Source organism: Streptomyces sp. AM25 (assembly GCF_058146165.1).
In genome coordinates this window covers 106,298-122,855 of sequence record NZ_JBKIWN010000133.1, presented here as the reverse complement: position 1 = coordinate 122,855, position 16,558 = coordinate 106,298, and the positions used below count along the sequence as shown (strand labels likewise).

13 protein-coding genes and 2 pseudogenes are annotated in these 16,558 nt (G+C 71.6%); 4 read left to right on the top strand and 11 right to left on the bottom strand.

The features are described 5' to 3' along the window. Positions 1 to 10 precede the first annotated feature (10 nt). The 5 genes and pseudogenes from ACLHRZ_RS37900 to ACLHRZ_RS37880 form a co-directional block, all read right to left on the bottom strand. Positions 11 to 370 (bottom strand): hypothetical protein, encoded by a 360-nt coding sequence (locus ACLHRZ_RS37900; protein WP_490423124.1) that lies wholly within the window; start codon positions 368 to 370, stop codon positions 11 to 13. Positions 371 to 374: 4 nt separating this feature from the next. After that, positions 375 to 4,292, bottom strand: a pseudogene (locus tag ACLHRZ_RS37895) (DUF6531 domain-containing protein); the annotation flags it as partial. A gap of 124 nt (positions 4,293 to 4,416) precedes the next feature. Then, a pseudogene (locus ACLHRZ_RS37890) lies at positions 4,417 to 5,100 on the bottom strand (putative T7SS-secreted protein); the annotation flags it as partial. 2 nt (positions 5,101 to 5,102) lie between these two features. Continuing rightward, complete coding sequence (locus ACLHRZ_RS37885; protein ID WP_490423123.1) at positions 5,103 to 5,681, bottom strand: hypothetical protein; 579 nt, start codon at positions 5,679 to 5,681, stop codon at positions 5,103 to 5,105. Continuing rightward, on the bottom strand, positions 5,678 to 6,073 hold the full coding sequence (locus tag ACLHRZ_RS37880) for an SseB family protein (RefSeq protein WP_490423122.1): 396 nt from the start codon (positions 6,071 to 6,073) through the stop codon (positions 5,678 to 5,680). The genes ACLHRZ_RS37885 and ACLHRZ_RS37880 overlap by 4 nt, the downstream gene beginning before the upstream one ends. 170 nt (positions 6,074 to 6,243) lie before the next feature. Here ACLHRZ_RS37880 and ACLHRZ_RS37875 point away from each other — a divergent pair, with 170 nt between their 5' ends. Then, positions 6,244 to 7,689 (top strand): amidase, encoded by a 1,446-nt coding sequence (locus tag ACLHRZ_RS37875; protein ID WP_490423363.1) that lies wholly within the window; start codon positions 6,244 to 6,246, stop codon positions 7,687 to 7,689. Here the strand turns inward: ACLHRZ_RS37875 and ACLHRZ_RS37870 are convergent. Further along, positions 7,669 to 7,827 (bottom strand): hypothetical protein, encoded by a 159-nt coding sequence (locus tag ACLHRZ_RS37870; protein WP_490423121.1) that lies wholly within the window; start codon positions 7,825 to 7,827, stop codon positions 7,669 to 7,671. The genes ACLHRZ_RS37875 and ACLHRZ_RS37870 overlap by 21 nt on opposite strands. A gap of 92 nt (positions 7,828 to 7,919) precedes the next feature. Then, positions 7,920 to 8,642 carry a FadR/GntR family transcriptional regulator gene (locus ACLHRZ_RS37865; protein ID WP_490423120.1) on the bottom strand — a complete coding sequence of 241 codons (723 nt, stop codon included), beginning with the start codon at positions 8,640 to 8,642 and terminating at the stop codon, positions 7,920 to 7,922. Positions 8,643 to 8,738: 96 nt separating this feature from the next. On the opposite strand from ACLHRZ_RS37865, the gene ACLHRZ_RS37860 reads away from it, so the two are divergent. Together ACLHRZ_RS37860 and ACLHRZ_RS37855 are read left to right on the top strand one after the other, a co-directional pair. Beyond that, positions 8,739 to 9,263 (top strand): gluconokinase, encoded by a 525-nt coding sequence (locus ACLHRZ_RS37860; RefSeq protein ID WP_490423119.1) that lies wholly within the window; start codon positions 8,739 to 8,741, stop codon positions 9,261 to 9,263. A gap of 40 nt (positions 9,264 to 9,303) precedes the next feature. Next, a complete protein-coding gene (locus ACLHRZ_RS37855) occupies positions 9,304 to 10,701 on the top strand; it encodes a GntP family permease (RefSeq protein WP_490423118.1) in 1,398 nt (465 codons plus the stop codon). 72 nt (positions 10,702 to 10,773) lie between these two features. On the opposite strand, the gene ACLHRZ_RS37850 is transcribed toward ACLHRZ_RS37855, so the two are convergent. Further along, positions 10,774 to 12,294 (bottom strand): FAD-dependent monooxygenase, encoded by a 1,521-nt coding sequence (locus ACLHRZ_RS37850; RefSeq protein WP_490423117.1) that lies wholly within the window; start codon positions 12,292 to 12,294, stop codon positions 10,774 to 10,776. 99 nt (positions 12,295 to 12,393) lie between these two features. On the opposite strand from ACLHRZ_RS37850, the gene ACLHRZ_RS37845 reads away from it, so the two are divergent. Next, the gene (locus ACLHRZ_RS37845) at positions 12,394 to 13,005 is read left to right on the top strand and encodes a TetR/AcrR family transcriptional regulator C-terminal domain-containing protein (protein WP_490423116.1); all 612 of its coding nucleotides are present in this window, start codon (positions 12,394 to 12,396) and stop codon (positions 13,003 to 13,005) included. Between the two features lie 79 nt (positions 13,006 to 13,084). Here ACLHRZ_RS37845 and ACLHRZ_RS37840 read toward each other — a convergent pair whose 3' ends face one another. The 3 genes from ACLHRZ_RS37840 to ACLHRZ_RS37830 are packed head-to-tail and all read right to left on the bottom strand — an operon-like array spanning position 13,085 to position 16,541. Then, positions 13,085 to 14,218, bottom strand: coding sequence for an acyltransferase family protein (locus ACLHRZ_RS37840; protein WP_490423115.1), 1,134 nt, complete (start codon positions 14,216 to 14,218; stop codon positions 13,085 to 13,087). Beyond that, positions 14,215 to 15,564, bottom strand: coding sequence for a polysialyltransferase family glycosyltransferase (locus ACLHRZ_RS37835; RefSeq protein ID WP_490423114.1), 1,350 nt, complete (start codon positions 15,562 to 15,564; stop codon positions 14,215 to 14,217). Before ACLHRZ_RS37835 ends, ACLHRZ_RS37840 begins: the two co-directional genes overlap by 4 nt. Then, complete coding sequence (locus tag ACLHRZ_RS37830) at positions 15,564 to 16,541, bottom strand: glycosyltransferase family 2 protein (protein WP_490423113.1); 978 nt, start codon at positions 16,539 to 16,541, stop codon at positions 15,564 to 15,566. Before ACLHRZ_RS37830 ends, ACLHRZ_RS37835 begins: the two co-directional genes overlap by 1 nt. Positions 16,542 to 16,558 lie beyond the last annotated feature (17 nt).

The window sequence follows — 16,558 nt, the reverse complement described above, 5'->3', positions numbered from 1 at the left end:
GGCTCCCCGATCAGTCGACACCCCTGAAGGGGCCGAATTTTGACGGGGTGCGGGGCCCTCCCCTGTCCTCATGCCACTGGCAATGAGTGGCCTGAACGTAGTATTTGCTGCCGTTCAGGAAGAACATGTGGCCGTTTGGAATCTCTGCCAGGTCCTCCTGGAGAAGCGCTCGGGCTTCATGCACATCGGCCTGCTCGATGTGGAGCCGGTCAAATGACGCTGGCACACGGAGTTCCTGAACATTGGAAAACAGGACGTCGATCCGAGTGTCGAACTCTTCCGAGTCCAGGCTGCGAAGGAGCAGTTGCGAGTAGCTGACTGAATAGTGCCAGACCCTGAAGTCCCTGTTCCAATTGACGATTTCATGCACCGGCTCAGCCTCCCAGGAATGGTGGATGTGGAATGGAGACAACCTCTCCCTTGTGGTAGAAGGTGATGCTATCCCATGGGCGGTTCCCCCACTTGACTGCATCTCCGACTATGGCCATCTCGCGTTCTGTGGTGTACCAGTTGTCCCCCTTTCCTCGCGTGTAGGCCGCTTCAAAGAGTTCGGAGACGTCGTTGGTCAGTTGTTCTTTGTGTCCACGGAATCCGTCGAGCGTGACATGCAGGCGTGTTCCCGGATATTCATGCGCTATGTCTCGCACAGAGGAAAGTGCCCCCTCCTGAGTGTCGTCGAGGAAATGTGTATACCCCCGCGATTCCGCGAATTTCCTCAGTTCTCCCTCTTTCCTGGTCCCGAGAGCCACGTCGTCGGGAGGGCAAGGTGCCAACCCCAACGGATCCGCCCAAGCAAGCGGATTGTGCACGTACCCCGTCGGATTGGGCGCCGGTGCCAGCCCCAGGGGATCCGGTGACGTGTAGCGTGCCGTCTCCGGGTCGTAGTGGCGGTGGACGTTGTAGTGGAGGCCCGTTTCCGGGTCGAAGTACTGGCCCGGGAAACGGAGTGGGGTGTAGGCCGTGCTTGCCGTCGGCCACGTCGTCGTGCCCCAGAGTGTGGTGCGGGTGCGCCACGCCGTCGTTCCTCGCTCGTCCACCAACTCCGTCGGGGTGCCGACCAGGTCCGTGACGATCGCGAAGAAGCGGCTGTCGATCTCCTCCTGTTGGGCCCCGGCCGCCGTGATGCGTTCCGTCTGGGCGACCGGTCGCAGGCCGTCGTGGTCCCAGGTCAGGGTGACCGGGTTCGGGGTCTCGGCCGACGTCGTCGTCTGTTCCGTCAGGGTCGGGCCGTCCCAGGTGAAGTCCACCTGCTCGGTGACCTCACCACCATCGTTCACACGCTGCTTCGCTATTCGGCGGCCCAGCGGGTCGTACAGGTAGCGCCAGCGCGTGCCGTCCGGTGTGGTCACCGAGCGGAGGCGGTCCTCCGCGTCCCACTCGTAGCGCCATGTGTCCGGCTTGCGCGACAGGCGGACCTTCTGGCGCAGGACCACCCTGCCCTGCGCGTCGTGTTCATAGCGGACCGTTCCCGCGCGCTTGAGCAGCGTGCCGGAGTACGCGCGCGTGCCCTGCGCCTCCGCGCCCGGGTGCTCGGCCGGCCAGTTCGCCTCCGTCTGGTTGCCCGCCGCGTCGTATGCGTACCGCTCCTGCCACCCGGCCGCCCCCTCGACCGCCGTCACCCGGCCCGTCGCGTCCAGGTCGAAGGTGCGGTCGTTCACCGCCGTCAGGTAGCCGTCACGGCGGTACGTGTAGGAGCGGTGCAACAGGCCTTCCGCGCCCGCCTCCAGCGACTGGGACACCACGCGGCCCGCCGCGTCCCACCCGTGCGTCAGCGTGATGTCCTCGCCGAAGTGGCGTGCCACCTCCCTTCCCGCCGCGTCGTGTTCGATGTCGAAGCGGTGGCCCGACGCCGTCAGGGAGTCACGCCGGCCCGCCGCGTCGTACGTCCACTCGCTCACCGACCCGCTCGGCGTGATGCGGCGCGTGCGCCGCCCCGCCGCGTCGTACGTGAACGTCAGCGTTCTGCCGTTCGTCGTCTCCGACTTCACGCGGCCCAGGCGGTCGCGGCGGTAGAGCAGCGTGGCGTCCGGGCCCGTCGCCTCCAGGAGGCGGCCCGCCGCGTCGTGCGCGTACGTCGTGACGTCGCCGTCCGCGTTCTTCGTCACGACCCGGCCGAGCACGTCGTGCTCGTACGCGATCGTCTGGCCGAGGCCGTTCGTCCGGGCCGTCAGCCGGCCCGCCGCGTCGTGGGCGTACGTGAGGCGTCTGCCGTCGAAGTCCGTCTCCTCTGCCAGGCGGCCCGCCGCGTCGTAGGCGTAAGTCCACGTCAGGCCTTGCGGGTTCGTGACCCCCGTCAGGCGAAGCTCCGGGTCGTGCGTGAACTCGTGGCGGACGCCGTCGGGGCCGGTCTGGGCCGTGAGCAGGTCGAAGTGCGTGTACTCGTACGTCGTGACGCCGCCGAGCGCGTCGACGTACCTCGTGCAGTTGCCCTCTCCGTCGTACGTCCAGGACTGCTCCGCACCGTCCGGTGCGACACGGCGCAGCAGGCGGCCCTCGACGGACCACTGCAGGCGGGTTGTCGCGCCCATCGGATCGATGACGGTCGTCACGCGGCCGAACGCGTCCCGCCGGTAACTGGTGATCGCACCCAGCGGTTCGGTCACCTCCATCACCAGGCCTGCCGCATTGCAGTGCACACGCGTCGTGCTGCCCTGCGTGTCCGTGACCGACGCCGGGTGGCCCGACTCGTCGTACGTGTAGCGGGTGACGGCCCCGGAGGGGTCCGTGAGCGACGTGCGGTTGCCGGCCTCGTCGTACGTCTGCTGTCAGACCGAGCCGTCGGGGTCGGTCACCGTCGTCGGTGCGTTCAGGCCGCCGTCGTACGCGGCCCGCGCCTCGCGGCCGTCCGGGCGGATCACGGCGGTCAGGCGGCCGTTCGCGTCGTACCGCAGGTCCGTGGTGGCGCCCAGCGGGCCGGTGCGGCCGAGGAGGCGGCCGTGGCGGTCGCGGCGCGTGCGGGTCACGGCGCCGGTCGGGCCGACCTCCGCCACGACCTGGGCGGCATCGTTGACCAGGTAGCGGGCGGTGTCCCCGAGCGACGTGGTGATCGCGGTGACGCGCAGGCCCGTACCGGGGTCCACCTGGTCGTACCCGAAACGCGACTCCAGGTGTCCCTCGATGCCCCCTTGGGCCACGCACCGGTCGCGGTCGTCGTAGACGTAGTCGAAGCGGCTGTCGTTGCGGTCGGTCCACGAGGTGATGCGGCCGCGCTCGTCGTAGCCGAAGCGGAGCGGATTTCCCGAGGAGTTGACGATCTCGGACAGGTGGCCGTCCGTGTAGCCGTAGCGGACCAGTTCCACGTCCGAGCCGTCGCCGGCCCCGCCGACGAGGTGCAGGGCCGTGATGCGGTCCCCTTCCGTCGTGATGCGGATGTGGTAGCCCGAGTCGTGGACGATGTCCGTCGGGGTGCCGTCGTCCGCGTACACATACGCGATGCGGTGGCCGTTGCGGTCGGTCAGTTCGTCCAGCAGGGCCAGTTCGGCGTCGTACGGGCGGAAGGCCCAGGTGCGTCCGCTCTCCGGGTCCGCGACCGTGTACGTTCCTTCCGCCTCGACCGACAGGGGCCAGCGTGCGCCCTTCACCGGCAGCGTCGGCACGCCGGGGGCCGGGTGCGGGTACGCCAGCAGCACGCCGTCCTCGCGGACGAAGACGACACCCTCGGCGTCGATCTCCAGCCGCTGGTCGGCGCTGCTCGCCCACGTCGGGCCGAACCACACGCCTGCCCGGTACGAGGACTCGAAGTGCCGGACGAAGGACAGCGGCAGTCGGCCGGGCAGTGTCACATCGGTCTGCGGCAGGAGCATCCGGCCGGTGGCGACGTCCACCGGGTCCTTCTCACAGACCTTTTCCTCCCGGCCGCGGTTGGGGCCGTTCGGCTCCTTCGTGAGGTTCTCGCGTGCCGCTGCGCTTTCCGCGCTCTCCCGGCCCGCGTTCCGGGCCGCCTGCCCGGCCCCCGCCTCCGCCGCCTCCTGCGCCCCCTTCCTCGCCGCCGCGACCCCCACCTGTTCCCCGGCCTCCGCCCCCGCACTGCCGCCACCGGTGACCACGGCCAGGGCGACGTCGCCGAGCAGGCGGCCGGCCGCTTCCGACGGGTCCTTGCCCCAGCCGTCGCCCAGCAGGGTGGCCGGCAGGCGTTCCGGGTGGGACGCCAACTGCAGCAGGCCCGCGGCCGTGTTGGAGACCGTGTTCAGGTACTCGGCGGGGTGCGTGACGTTGTAGACGTCGTACGGGTTCAGGCCCCGCGCGAACCTCACCGCGTCCGTGCCCGCGCGCACCACGCCGCCCCCGACGTGGAGCATCCATCGCGCCGCCGTCCTTCAGATCCAGCGCGTCGGCCTTCAGCCGCTGTTCGAAGGACGGTTTCCGCGGGGCCGTCGCCACCGCCGCGTCGAGCTTCGTCCTCGCCTCGCCCGCCGCCGTGTTGCGCTGTCTGCGGGCCTCGGAGAGGAGGCGTTCCGCCTCCTTCATGTCCGCGGTGCCCGGCTCGCCCGGCAGGTCCGGGCGGGGGCCCGGGTCCTGGTTCGCCTTCAGCTTCGCGTTGTACGCCTTCGCCTTCGCCTCGTAGTCGTCGGCGGCCTTCTTGTTCGCCTCTTTGCCCTTCTTGTAGAGGCGGACGGCCTCCTTGGCCTGGTCCTGCGCCCAGGTGACCGTGTGGGCGTACGTCTCCAGGACGCCGGCCGCCGCCTCGCACGCGTCCGCCGCCTGCGCCCAGCCCTTGGGGTGTTCCACGAACTTGGCGGTGAACGCGTCGGCGCCCTCGCCCTTCCAGTCCGTCGCGCGGACCTTCTGCAGGCCCGCGTGCACGGAGTCGAAGGAGGAGTGCAGGCCGCGGAGATGCTTGGCGGCGGCGTCGATCGCCTTGGTGTCGCCGTGGACGAGCTGCTTCGGGTCCTCGGTACGGCCCAGTTGCTGTTCGCCGACCGTCGCGCCGAGGCCGGACGCGGTCTCGTCGCCCCAGTGCTCCACCGCCCGGGCCGCCTTGTGGGCGCCGGCCTTGTCCAGGACCTCGGCGGTGTGGTCGGTGGTCCACTCGACGGCCTCGCCCAGCTTCTTCTTGCCCTGGTCCCATTTCTTTTCGAGACCGTCGAAAACGCCACCCATGCTCAGCCGTAGTCCTCGATCCTGCTCACCGTGCGGATGCCCATGCCCAGCGGGGTCGCGCCGCCCGTCTTCACGCTGTCCTCGACGTCCTTGGCCGTCTTCGACCACACCTGCCCGGCGTTCTCGCCGGTGTGCTCGAACGATGCGGCGCTGTAGTCGGCGTCACGGACCTGCGTGAAGGGGTTGTCGGCGCCCACCCGGCCCCACGACATGTGCTCCACCTGATCCTCCGTCAGGTGCGGGTTGCCCATGCCGGCATTGGCCACGACCTTGAAGGTGTTCGAGACGTACGTGTCGCCCTCGTGGTAGTAGCCGGCCGCCAGGCCCACCCGTTCCGCGAACTCGTTCGCGTCGTGCAGGAGCGCCCGTACGCCCCACTCCCAGCGGTCGCAGAACTCCTTGAAGGACGAGGTCAGTCCCTCGTGTCCGGTCTCCGTCCCGGAGAGCGAGAGCTCCGAGAAGCCGCGGCCGACCGAGGCGGCGCCGGCCGTGCCGACGCCCTTGAGTTCGCCGATGGCGCCGTTGATGCCGCCCGCGATGGCGTCCATCGCGGCCTTGTTCGCCTTGAGGCCGTCGCTCACCGCGGCTCTCCGTCCCCGTCGATCGCGGACTCCTCCGGGACGACGCCCTTCACCGGCGGGAACAGCATGGGGCGTTCGCCGCCCACGTCCAGTGCCACTCCCGCCGGGCCGGCCACGGCGGGGACCACCACGTCCAGGAGGCGGGCGCCGAGGACGGTGCGGTACTCCCACGCCGCCTCCTCCGTCACCCCCTGTGCGACGGCGAAGCGCGCCAGCGCCGCCTCGTCCGTGAACGCGCAGACCCAGCGGATGCCCCCCAGCTCCGCCGACCACAACCCGCCCGCCGCGTCCAGCGGCACCAGGACCGGCGTCCGCCGGAACTCGCCGACCAGCGCGGCAGGATGTCCCTGCTCCGCGTGGATCGCGGCGATCTCGTCTGCCAACTCCGTCAACGGCAACGTGTACTCCTCCCCGGGCGGCTCACCGGTCCCCGGAAGGGTACAGAACGGTCTTCCGCGGCTCAGGCCGCCGCAGCTGGCTGCTTTTACCGCTGCATCGTCAACTGTCGTACCAGTAACCTGTGTTCGAGAACACGAAGGGGGATCGTGTGACAGGGTTCATGATGGACAGGCCGGACGGACTCGACGGGCTCGCCGACCAGGCGCGCGCTCTCGCCTCCGGCGATGTGACCTCCCGCGAGCTCGTCGAACGCTCGCTGCGCCGGATCGCGGCGACGCAGCCGACGCTCAACGCCTTCCGGCGCGTGCGCGCGGAGGCTGCACTGGAGGAGGCCGGGGAAGCCGACCGGCTGCTGGCGGCGGGGGAGCGCAGACCGCTGCTGGGCGTGCCCGTCGCCGTCAAGGACGACATGGACGTGGCCGGGGAACCGACCGCCTTCGGGTGTCCCGGCGACTTCCCGCCGCAGTACGCCGACAGCGAGGCCGTGCGCCGGCTGCGGGCCGCGGGGGCCGTGATCGTCGGCAAGACCAACACCCCGGAACTCGGCCAATGGCCCGTCACCGACGGGCCCGCGTTCGGGGTCACGCGCAACCCGTGGAGTCCCGAGCACACGCCCGGCGGGTCGTCCGGCGGCTCGGCCGCGGCCGTTGCCGCCGGGCTCGTCGCGGGGGCGCTCGGGTCGGACGGGGCCGGCTCGGTCCGGATCCCGGCCGCGTGGACGCACCTCGTCGGGATCAAGCCGCAGCGCGGGCGCATCTCCACCTGGCCCGAGCGCGAGTCGTTCCACGGCATCACCGTCCACGGGACGCTGGCCCGGACGGTCGCCGACGCGGCGCTGCTGCTGCAGGCGGTGAGCGGCTCGCACGCCGGGGACGCGCACCGGCCGCGCGCCGTCGACGTCGAGAAGGCCGCCCGGCGGGAGCCGGGGCGGCTGCGGATCGCACTGTCCCTGCGGCCCGCCTTCGCCGCCGTGCGGCACTGGCTCTCGCCCGCCGTGCGCGCGGCGACGGTGCGGACGGCCGAACGGCTGGAGGCGCTCGGGCACGAGGTGGTGGCGGAGGAGATCGCCTACGGGCCGATCGGGCTGACCTTCCTGCCGCGGGCCATGGCGGGGGTGCGGGACCTGGCGCTGCAGGTGCCCGACCCGGCGCTGCTCGACTCCCGGACGCGGGCCACCGCGCGCAGCGGACGGCTGATGGACGCGGCCGGCCTGCTGCGCCTGGCGCGGGCGGCCGAAGGGCCGCTGCGGCGCCGGGTGGGGGAGATGTTCGGGCGGTACGACGTCGTGCTCACGCCGACGACGGCGGTGCCGCCGCTGCGCACCGGCGACCTCATGGGGCTCAACACCCGTGACACGGACGCCGCGATGACCGCGGCGTGCCCGTACGCCTGGCCGTGGAACGTGCTGGGGTGGCCGGGGGTGAGCGTGCCGTCGGGGTTCACGGAGGGCGGGCTTCCGATGGGCGCCCAGCTGCTCGGTCCGGCGGGCGGGGAACCGGTGCTGGTGTCGCTGGCCGCGCAGTTGGAGGCGGAGCTGCGGTGGGACGAGCGGTGGCCCGGCGGTGCCGGCCTGTCCGGGGACCCGGTCTCAGCGCGGGGCGCCGCTTGAGATCAGCAGCAGGGCCGCGACGGCGGCGAGCGGGATGAGGATCACGAGGGCCAGGCCCTTGGGGTTGCTGCGGTGGTACACCCAGCGGTTGCCGTAGCGCTGGCGCGCGGGGCGCGTGAAGCGTTTCTCGTGGCGCATGAGATCGAGGGTACGGATGGGTGTTCGGGGGTGCGTGTGTGACGTGCGCCGGATGGGGCAAGCGACCCGTCCGGCGTCGTCCGCCGTGCCCCTTACGGCGCCAGGACGTCGAGTTCCGCCATCGCGCCCGTCGCGATCTCCCGCGTCAGCCGCTCCGCGGCCTCCGCGTCCCGTTCCCGTACCGCCTCCGCCACCCGGACGTGCAGGGTGACCGCCGCCGGGTCGGGGTCCGTGAACATCACGTGGTGGTGGGTGCGGCCCGTGAGGACCTCGGCCACCACGTCGCCCAGGCGCGCGAACATCTCGTTGCCGGAGGCGCGGAGGACCGTGCGGTGGAAGGCGATGTCGTGCACCAGGTAGCCCTCCAGCTGCTGGCCGCGTGAGGTGGCCACCATCCCGAGGGCGTGCTCGGTGAGTTCGGCGCACTGCGCGGGCGTGGCGAGGCGGGCGGCGAGGCCCGCGGCCACCGGTTCGACGGCCGAGCGCAGCACGGTGAGGGAGCGGAGCTGGCGGGGGCGGTCGGGGCCGGCCAGCCGCCAGCGGATCACCTGGGGGTCGTAGACGTTCCACTCCTCGGCCGGGAGGACGGTCACGCCGACCCGGCGCCGGGAGGCGACCAGGCTCATGGACTCCAGGACCCGTATCGCCTCGCGCACGACCGTGCGGGAGACGTCGAAGCGCTCCTCCAGCTCGTCGGTGCGCAGCACCGTGCCCGGCGGGTGGTCGCCCGCCGTGATCGCGGGTCCGAGGGAGTCCAGCACGCGCGCGTGCAGCCCCTGGCCTCCCCCGCGGCCTCCCTGTCCCTGCTTGCTCATGGGGTCAGCCTACGGGCCGGGCGCTCGCGCGATTAAGTATGACGTTTACGTCACATTGTCTTGAATACGTCGTACTCATAAAGTTCAGTGTCCTCCATGTCGACGGAGACGGAACCCCGGACGGAACCCCGCGTCATCGTGGTGATGGGCGTGGCAGGCACGGGCAAGACCACGGTCGGGCCCCTGGTGGCGGAGGCGCTCGGCGTCCCCTATGCCGAGGGCGACGACTTCCACCCGGCCGCCAACATCGCCAAGATGTCGGCCGGGACTCCGCTGGACGACACCGACCGCGCCCCCTGGCTCGACGCCATCGGCGACTGGGCGCGCGGGCGGGCCGGGCTGGGCGGCGTGGTCAGCTGCTCGGCGCTCAAGCGGGCCTACCGCGACCGGCTGCGGGCCGCGGCCCCCGGGCTCGTCTTCCTCCACCTCACCGGCGACTACGGGCTGATCGCCGACCGGATGGCCGCCCGCAAGGGCCACTTCATGACCACCCGGCTGCTGGACTCCCAGTTCGCCACCCTCGAACCGCTCGGGGCCGACGAGGCGGGCATCGCCGTTGATGTCACGCCCGAAGCGGCCGTCATCGCCGAGCGTGCGGCCGCCGCCCTGCGGCGGCTCTGATCCCCTTACTTCCCCCCAACTTCCCCCCTAGGAAAGCTCCGTGAGCACTCTCAGCGTCGAGATGCTGGCCGCGGAAGCACCCGCCCCGATCACGTCGGCGGGTCACGCGCAGCTGGGCATCGCCGTTCTCGTCGGCATCGCCGTCATCGTCCTTCTCATCAGCCGTCTCAGACTGCACGCCTTCCTGTCGCTGACGGTCGGGTCCCTCGTCCTCGGCGCCGTGGCGGGCGCCCCGCTGGACAAGGCCATCGCGAGCTTCTCGGCCGGGCTCGGCTCCACCGTCGCCGGTGTCGGCGTGCTCATCGCGCTGGGCGCGATACTCGGCCGGCTGCTCGCCGACTCCGGCGGCGCGGACCAGATCGTGGACACCATCCTGGGCCGCGCGAGCCGGAGTTCGATGCCCTGGGCGATCGTGCTGATCGCCGGCGTCATCGGCCTGCCGCTGTTCTTCGAGGTCGGGATCGTGCTGCTGATCCCCGTGGTGCTGCTGGTCGCCAAGCGGGGCGGGCACTCGCTGATGCGGGTCGGGATCCCCGCGCTGGCGGGCCTCTCCGTGATGCACGGGCTGGTGCCCCCGCACCCCGGGCCGCTGGCCGCCGTCGACGCCATCCACGCCGACCTCGGCGTGACCCTGGCCCTGGGCGCCCTGATCGCCGTCCCGACGGCCGTGATCGCGGGACCGCTCTTCGCCCGGTACGCGGCCCGCTGGGTCGACATCGCCCCGCCGGAGAAGCTGATCCCGCAGCGCCCGTCGGAGGAACTGGAGCGGCGCCCGGGATTCGCGGTCACCGTGGGAACGGTGCTGCTGCCCGTGGTGCTGATGCTGGGCAAGGCCCTCGTGGACGTCGTGGTGGACGATCCGAAGAACCATGTGCAGCGTGTCGCGGACGTGGTCGGCTCGCCGCTGATCGCCCTGCTCGCGGCCGTGCTGGTCGGGATGGTCACGCTGGGCCGCGCCGCCGGCTTCGGGCGCGAGCGGATCGCCGGGACCGTGGAGAAGTCCCTCGGGCCCATCGCGGGGATCCTGCTGATCGTGGGTGCGGGAGGCGGCTTCAAGCAGACGCTGATCGACGTCGGCGTCGGGCGGATGATCCTGGACTTCTCCAAGGACTGGTCGGTGTCGGCCCTGTTGCTGGCCTGGCTGATCGCGGTCGGCATCCGGCTGGCGACCGGCTCGGCCACGGTGGCCACCATCTCGGCGGCCGGGCTGGTCGCCCCGCTGGCCGCCGGGATGAGCACGACGCACACGGCCCTGCTGGTCCTGGCCGTCGGCGCCGGTTCGCTGTTCTTCTCCCACGTCAACGACGCCGGGTTCTGGATGGTGAAGGAGTACTTCGGCATGAGCGTCGGGCAGACGCTCAAGACGTGGTCGCTGATGGAGACGGTGATCTCGGTGGTGGGACTGGGATTCGTGATGCTGTTGTCGCTGGTGGTGTAAGGGCGTTGGTGGTGCAGGGGCGTTGGCGGTGCAGCCCCGGGGTGCGGGGCCCCGGCCGGGGCCCCTGTGCCGCTACCCCGCGATCTCCGCGAGGTACTCCTTGACATCCGCCAACTCGTCCGTCGCCACCGCGACATACCCGTCCGGCCGGACCAGGAACAGCCCCGAGCCGTACGCCGTCTTGGCGTGACCCTCCGGGTCGAGGAGGTCCGGGGACGGGCCGCCTATACGGTACGTCCGGGCCCCGGTCACCTCGGCCGGGGCGGAGTCCGACAGGTCCAGCAGCGTGAAGTGCGGGCCGCGGAAGGCGTCGAAGAGGCGGAACACCTCGCCGGAGGCGTCCCGGCACGGGGCGTCCGGGGCGCGGTCGCCGGCGTGGAGAGCGGTCTCCGGGAGGGCGTCGCGGTACTCGCGGGTCAGCGGGCTCTCCCGGTAGTTCACGTGCAGTTGGTACGTCTCGGGGCCGCGGCGGCTGAAGCCGGTCGCGGTGGTGGAACGGTCCTGGATGTGCTGGCGCGTGCTCAGGCCCAGGACGTCCGCCGCCACCCGGCCCCGCTCGTCGTCGTAGGTGTCCAGCAGGGCGTCCGGCGCGGCTCCCCGCAGGACGGCGGCGAGCTTCCAGCCCAGGTTGTACGCGTCCTGGACGCTGGTGTTGAGGCCCTGGCCGCCCGCGGGGGAGTGGACGTGGGCGGCGTCCCCCGCGAGGAAGACGCGGCCGGTGCGGAAGCGTTCCGCCATGGCGGCCCGCGGCCGGAAGACCGACGACCAGCGCACCCCCGTCACCCGCAGGTCCGGCAGGCCGGTGCGGCGGGTGATCACGCGGGTCAGGGCCTCCGGCGTGGCATCGCGCGCCGGGTCGGGTGCGTAGGCCGGGTCGGTGAACCGGACGATGGCCTGGAACGCCTCCGTGCCCTCCAGGCCCCGCAGGGCGAGGAATCCGCCCTCCGCCTTGGGCCACATGTGCCAGTGGTCGCGGTCGAGTTCACCCTCCAGCGCCACGTCCGCGAGCAGCGTGGCGACTTCCTCCAGCTGATTGCCGGCGAAGGCCGTGCCCAGCGCCCTGCGCACGGTGCTGCGGCCGCCGTCGGTGCCCACGAGGTAGGCCGCGCGGACCGTCTCCGCCGAGCCGTCGGCCCCGCGCAGCACTGCCGTGACGCCGTCCGCGTCCTGCGTGAACTCCGCCAGCTCCGTGCCGAAGTCGACCGTGCCGCCCAGCTCTTCGAGCCGTGCGCACAGCTCCTCGACCGTCCGCCACTGCGGCACCATCAGGAGCTCCGGGTACGGGACGGCCGGCGAGGGATCGGCCCGTTCCACCAGATCCCAGGTGCTCACCCGCTCCGGGCCCTCCCAGGTCTGCACCGGCGGGCACGGCCCGCCCGCGGCCGTCACGGCCGCGATCACTCCCAGATCGTCGAACACCTCCTGCGTGCGCGGCTGGATGCCCATCCCGCGCGAGCCCGGGAAACCGCGCTCGGCGCGCTCCACCAGCCGGTGCCGGATGCCGCGCCGCTGCAGGTCGATGGCCAGGACCAGGCCGGTCGGGCCGGCGCCGGCGATCAGTACCTCTACGTCCGTGTGCGTGTCGTCCGTCATCACGGAACCCCCCTTAACGACGTTAAGTTCGTTGCGCTACCAGACTGAACTGAACAGCGTTAAGCTGTCAAGGTGGTAACGCGAATCGACAGGGCCCAAGTGGCCGACACTGCCCTCCGGTTGCTCAACGAGGTGGGTCTCGAAGGCCTCACCCTGCGCCGGATCGCCAAGGAGCTCGACGTCCAGGCGCCCGCCCTGTACTGGCACTTCAAGAACAAGCAGGAGCTGCTGGACGAGGTGGCGACGGAGATGATGCGCCGCATGACGGAGCCGCTCCGCTCCGGTGGCGGGGGCGCCTGGCAGCAGTGCATGGCCGTCGCGGCCCGGGAGATGCGGTGCTACCTGCTCCAGTACCGCGACGGCGCCAAGGTGTTCGGCGGTACCCGCTTCACCGACGGCACGTATGCCGGTCCGCTGGAGGGCACCCTGCGCACCCTCGTCGACGCGGGCTTCTCGACGCACGCCGCGGCCCGTGCCTGGTTCACGCTGCAGACGTACACCATGGGGTACGTGATGGAGGAGCAGTCCGTCCATCCCGTGCCGGGGGGTCCGCGGGATCCGGCCTTCGAGCCCGAGCACCGGGCGAAGCGGCTCGACGGGCGGCATCCGCTCGCGCTGGCGGCGGGGGAGGAGCTTTTCGATGACCTCGATGCCGGTTTCGAGGCCGGGTTGGGTGCCGTCATAGCCGGTATCGAGGCGACCCTGTTGTAGGGGGTGCTTCGGCTGCGGGCCGGCTGTGGTTGCTCGCGCCCACGCGGCGGAGCCGCACAATGTCGCTGCCCCGCGCCCCTTACGGGGCGCGGCCCTCAAGTGACCTGCGCAGCAACGGTGTCAGTCGCCTCTCCGCCACCCGGTGGATCAGCCACGCCAGCCCCAGCATCAGGCCGATCGTCAGCACGAACACCGCCGGCGACGGCAGGCCCAGCTTGCGGTGCAGTACGCCGATCACCACCCACCCCAGGTGCTCGTGCACCAGGTAGAACGGATAGGTCAGCGCGCCCGCGAAGGGCAGCCAGCTCCAGTTCGCCCAGGGCACCTTGCCCAGGGCGATCAGTGCCACGGCCGCGTAGCCGAGCGCCAGCACCGCGATGATGGCGTAGGCCGAACGGTACGAGAAGAAGTGCGGGTTCGGCTGGTGCCACAGCCCGGCCACCGCGTAGTGCTGTCCGACGAGGAAGCTCATCGCGACGATGCCCCACGCCAGCGCGTCGTTCCCGAAGCGGTGGACCAGGTAGAGGCCGATGCCGCCGATGAAGTACGCCGAGTACTCCGGCATGAACACCACGCGCAGCACCTCCAGATGGGAGGCCGTGGTGATCACCGTCGCCAGGGTCCATCCGGCGCAGAAGAGCACGACCCGGTGGCGCGTGGCCCCGGGCAGGACGACGCACAGGGCGAAGAGCGCGTAGAAGCGCAGCTCGGCCCAGAGCGTCCAGCACACGCCGAGCACCCGCGTGGCGCCGACGGGCTGTTGCAGCATGGTGAGGTTCACCAGTGTGTCGCTGGGCGAGACCGTCTTGTACGTCACCCACGGCAGCGCGAACACGAGCGTGACCAGTGCGATGGCCACCCAGTACGCGGGGTAGAGCCGGGCCACGCGGGAGGCGAAGAAGGAGCGCAGCGGGCGGCCCCAGCCGCTCATGCAGATGACGAAGCCGCTGATGACGAAGAAGATCTGGACGCCGAGGCAGCCGTAGGCGAACGCGCTCGACAGGTGCGGGAATTCGTGGCGCGGCGACCTGCCCCACGCCTGGCTGATCTCGCCGTCCCGGCCGCCGTAGTGGTACAGCGCGACCATCAGCGCGGCGACGAGCCGCAGGCCGTCCAGGGCGCGCAGCCGGCCCGCCGCGCCGCTGCCGTGCTGTGCACCTGCTGCGGCCGGGGCCTCGGTGAGGCGGGGGCCGGGCACGGTGGGGGCTGTCATGAGGAGGGCACCGCCGTCTTCTTGGTCAGCCGCCGCTTCACGGCCCGGGCGCGGCGTGCCATGCGCCGGAGCGTCGGATTGCGCGGCAGGAAGGAGAGCTGGGAGGGGACGGCGCCGGGCAGGCCCAGCGACGTGAGGCGGCGCCGTTTGAAGTAGCGCCGGGTGCGGGGTGTCAGGTGGGCCGCGAGGAAGCGTTCGGCGGCGGGGCGGAGGTCGGGGAGGATCTGCGGCTGCATGGAGTAACCGACCGCCGCCAGCAGCCCGTTGAGGTCTGCGGCGTCGTCCGGGGCGGCCGTCTCGTCGTCCACGTCCGGCAGCAGCGCGTCGACGATCGTCACCGGCACCCGGTTGCTGTTCTGGTACGGCGTGAGCCGCTCCAGCAGCAGCTCGGTGCCCGACCGGGCCGTCGGCAGGTCGTAGAAGGCCCGCGCGGTGAACAGTGCCGTCGAGAAGCAGGCGACGACCAGCGCGGGCCGCAGCCGCTGGTACACCGCCTCGGCCAGGACGGGGGTGTCCAGCACGGTCAGACGCGCGCCGAGCCGGTCCGCCTCCTCCTCCAGCAGCCGCGACCAGCGGGCGGGCGCCGAGGGGTGGGGCTTGAAGATCACCGTCCGGTGCCCGCGGCGCACCGCGCCGCGCAGCATCCGCACGTGCAGCCGCTCCTCCTCCTCGGGGGTGAGGATGTCGAGCGCCGACAAGTACTGGCCGAGCAGCAGGGCGGCGCCCTCGGGGGCGTCGTCCGGCAGGCCTGCCGCGTCGGCGAGTTCGGCCAGCACCTTGGCGAAGACCTCGCCCGGGATGATCTCCGGTTCGACGCCGAACTCCGTGAGCAGCAGCGGCTTCAGCCCCGGCACCAGGTCCAGGTGCAGCAGGCGGTGGACGCGGGTGCCGATGAGCGGGTCGAGCTTGCTGCGCGTGGGGCCGTAGCTCATCAGGCCGTCGGCGTAGACGTCGAGCGGGGCGTCGGGGAACATCTGGGCCACCGCCATGGCCGGGTTGACCTGGAGGGACTCCAGGACGATCGTCACCTCGTCGGTGCCGAGGCCCCACAGCAGCCGCAGGTGGCGCTCCCAGAGGGGGGTGTCGTCGGGGCGCGGCGACCAGCCGGTGGGGTGGAAGGGGCTGATCGTCTCGTTCCAGGACACCACGGCGTCGAAGCGGGTGCGGAGCCGCTCGAAGCCGGGGGCCGTCTCCAGGGAGGGGGTCGTCTCGGGGACGGCGGCGGTGTTGGCGACGATCAGCAGGCGGCGGTCGGCCGGGCCGAGCAGGTCGGCGTCGACGGCGGCGGCCAGGGTGGCGGCCCCGTAGAGCGTGGAGGCGAGGAGCAGTTGGGTACGGCCTGCCATCAGGCGGCCACCTCCGCGGGGGCCGGGCGGCGGCGGAGGCGGCGCAGGCGGGCTGCGCGGTCGTCGTCCATGGAATTCAGGGCGTCCTTGAGGAGATCCTGCGGCATGCGTTTCATGGCCGCTGCACTCATCGAGCGCAAGGCCTTGGCCACGGCCGGTTCGAATCGTTCGGTGCTGCCGAGATGGTGGGAAATGATGGCGCAATACGTCCGCACGGCCTTGGGCAGGAGTTTTTCCGCGGCGGGATCGCGGGAGGTCTCGTCGATGACCTGGTCGAAAGCGCGAATGAAATCGAGCTGGCGTACGTCGCCGATCTGCGTGAGCGACGAGGCGATTCCGCGCCGGTAGAACACGCCCAGCAGTCCGGCCACCGCGAAGGACTCCGCCTCGCGGTGCAGCCGCCAGATCCAGGGGCGGTCCTCGGCGGTGCGCAGCCCGTGCCGGAAGTGCAGCAGCCCCCGGTCCAGCAGGCGGCGGTGGTAGACGCCGGCCCAGGCGTAGGCGTAGTCGACGGACGTCGAGCGGTCGGCCGGGAGTATCGCGTCGCGCGGCCGGAGCGCGACCCCGCGGCGGCCGATCGGCACCCGGTGCACGGTGCGGACGGGGCCGGTGCACTGGACGTGGTCGGTGCGCACGAAGTCGACGTCCAGCGCCTCGATGACGGAGAGGAGCCGGCCGTAGTAGCCGGGGGCCAGCCAGTCGTCGCCGTCCAGGAAGGTCAGGTACCTGCCCCGGGCGTGGTCCAGACCCGTGTTGCGGGCGGTGGCGAGGCCGCCGTTCCGCTCATGGCGCACGAGCACCGCCCCCGGCAGCTCGCGTGCCGCCCGCTCCAGGATGCCCGGCGTCCCGTCGGTCGAACAGTCGTCGACGAGAATGAATTCGAAGTCCTCGCGTGCGTTCGCACGCAGGCTGCGCAGCGCGTCCGGAGCATATGTCTGCACGTTGTAGAACGGCACGATGACGGAGAGCTTGACCACTCACGGAACGGTAGGCG

Bases quoted from the DNA above. Each gene is read 5' to 3' on its own strand.
- ACLHRZ_RS37875 (WP_490423363.1), top strand. From the start codon at position 6,244: ATGGACAGGCCGGACGGACTCGACGGGCTCGCCGACCAGGCGCGCGCT.
- ACLHRZ_RS37870 (WP_490423121.1), bottom strand. From the start codon at position 7,827: ATGCGCCACGAGAAACGCTTCACGCGCCCCGCGCGCCAGCGCTACGGC.
- ACLHRZ_RS37865 (WP_490423120.1), bottom strand. From the start codon at position 8,642: ATGAGCAAGCAGGGACAGGGAGGCCGCGGGGGAGGCCAGGGGCTGCAC.
- ACLHRZ_RS37860 (WP_490423119.1), top strand. From the start codon at position 8,739: ATGTCGACGGAGACGGAACCCCGGACGGAACCCCGCGTCATCGTGGTG.
- ACLHRZ_RS37850 (WP_490423117.1), bottom strand. From the start codon at position 12,294: ATGACGGACGACACGCACACGGACGTAGAGGTACTGATCGCCGGCGCC.
- ACLHRZ_RS37840 (WP_490423115.1), bottom strand. From the start codon at position 14,218: ATGACAGCCCCCACCGTGCCCGGCCCCCGCCTCACCGAGGCCCCGGCC.
- ACLHRZ_RS37835 (WP_490423114.1), bottom strand. From the start codon at position 15,564: ATGGCAGGCCGTACCCAACTGCTCCTCGCCTCCACGCTCTACGGGGCC.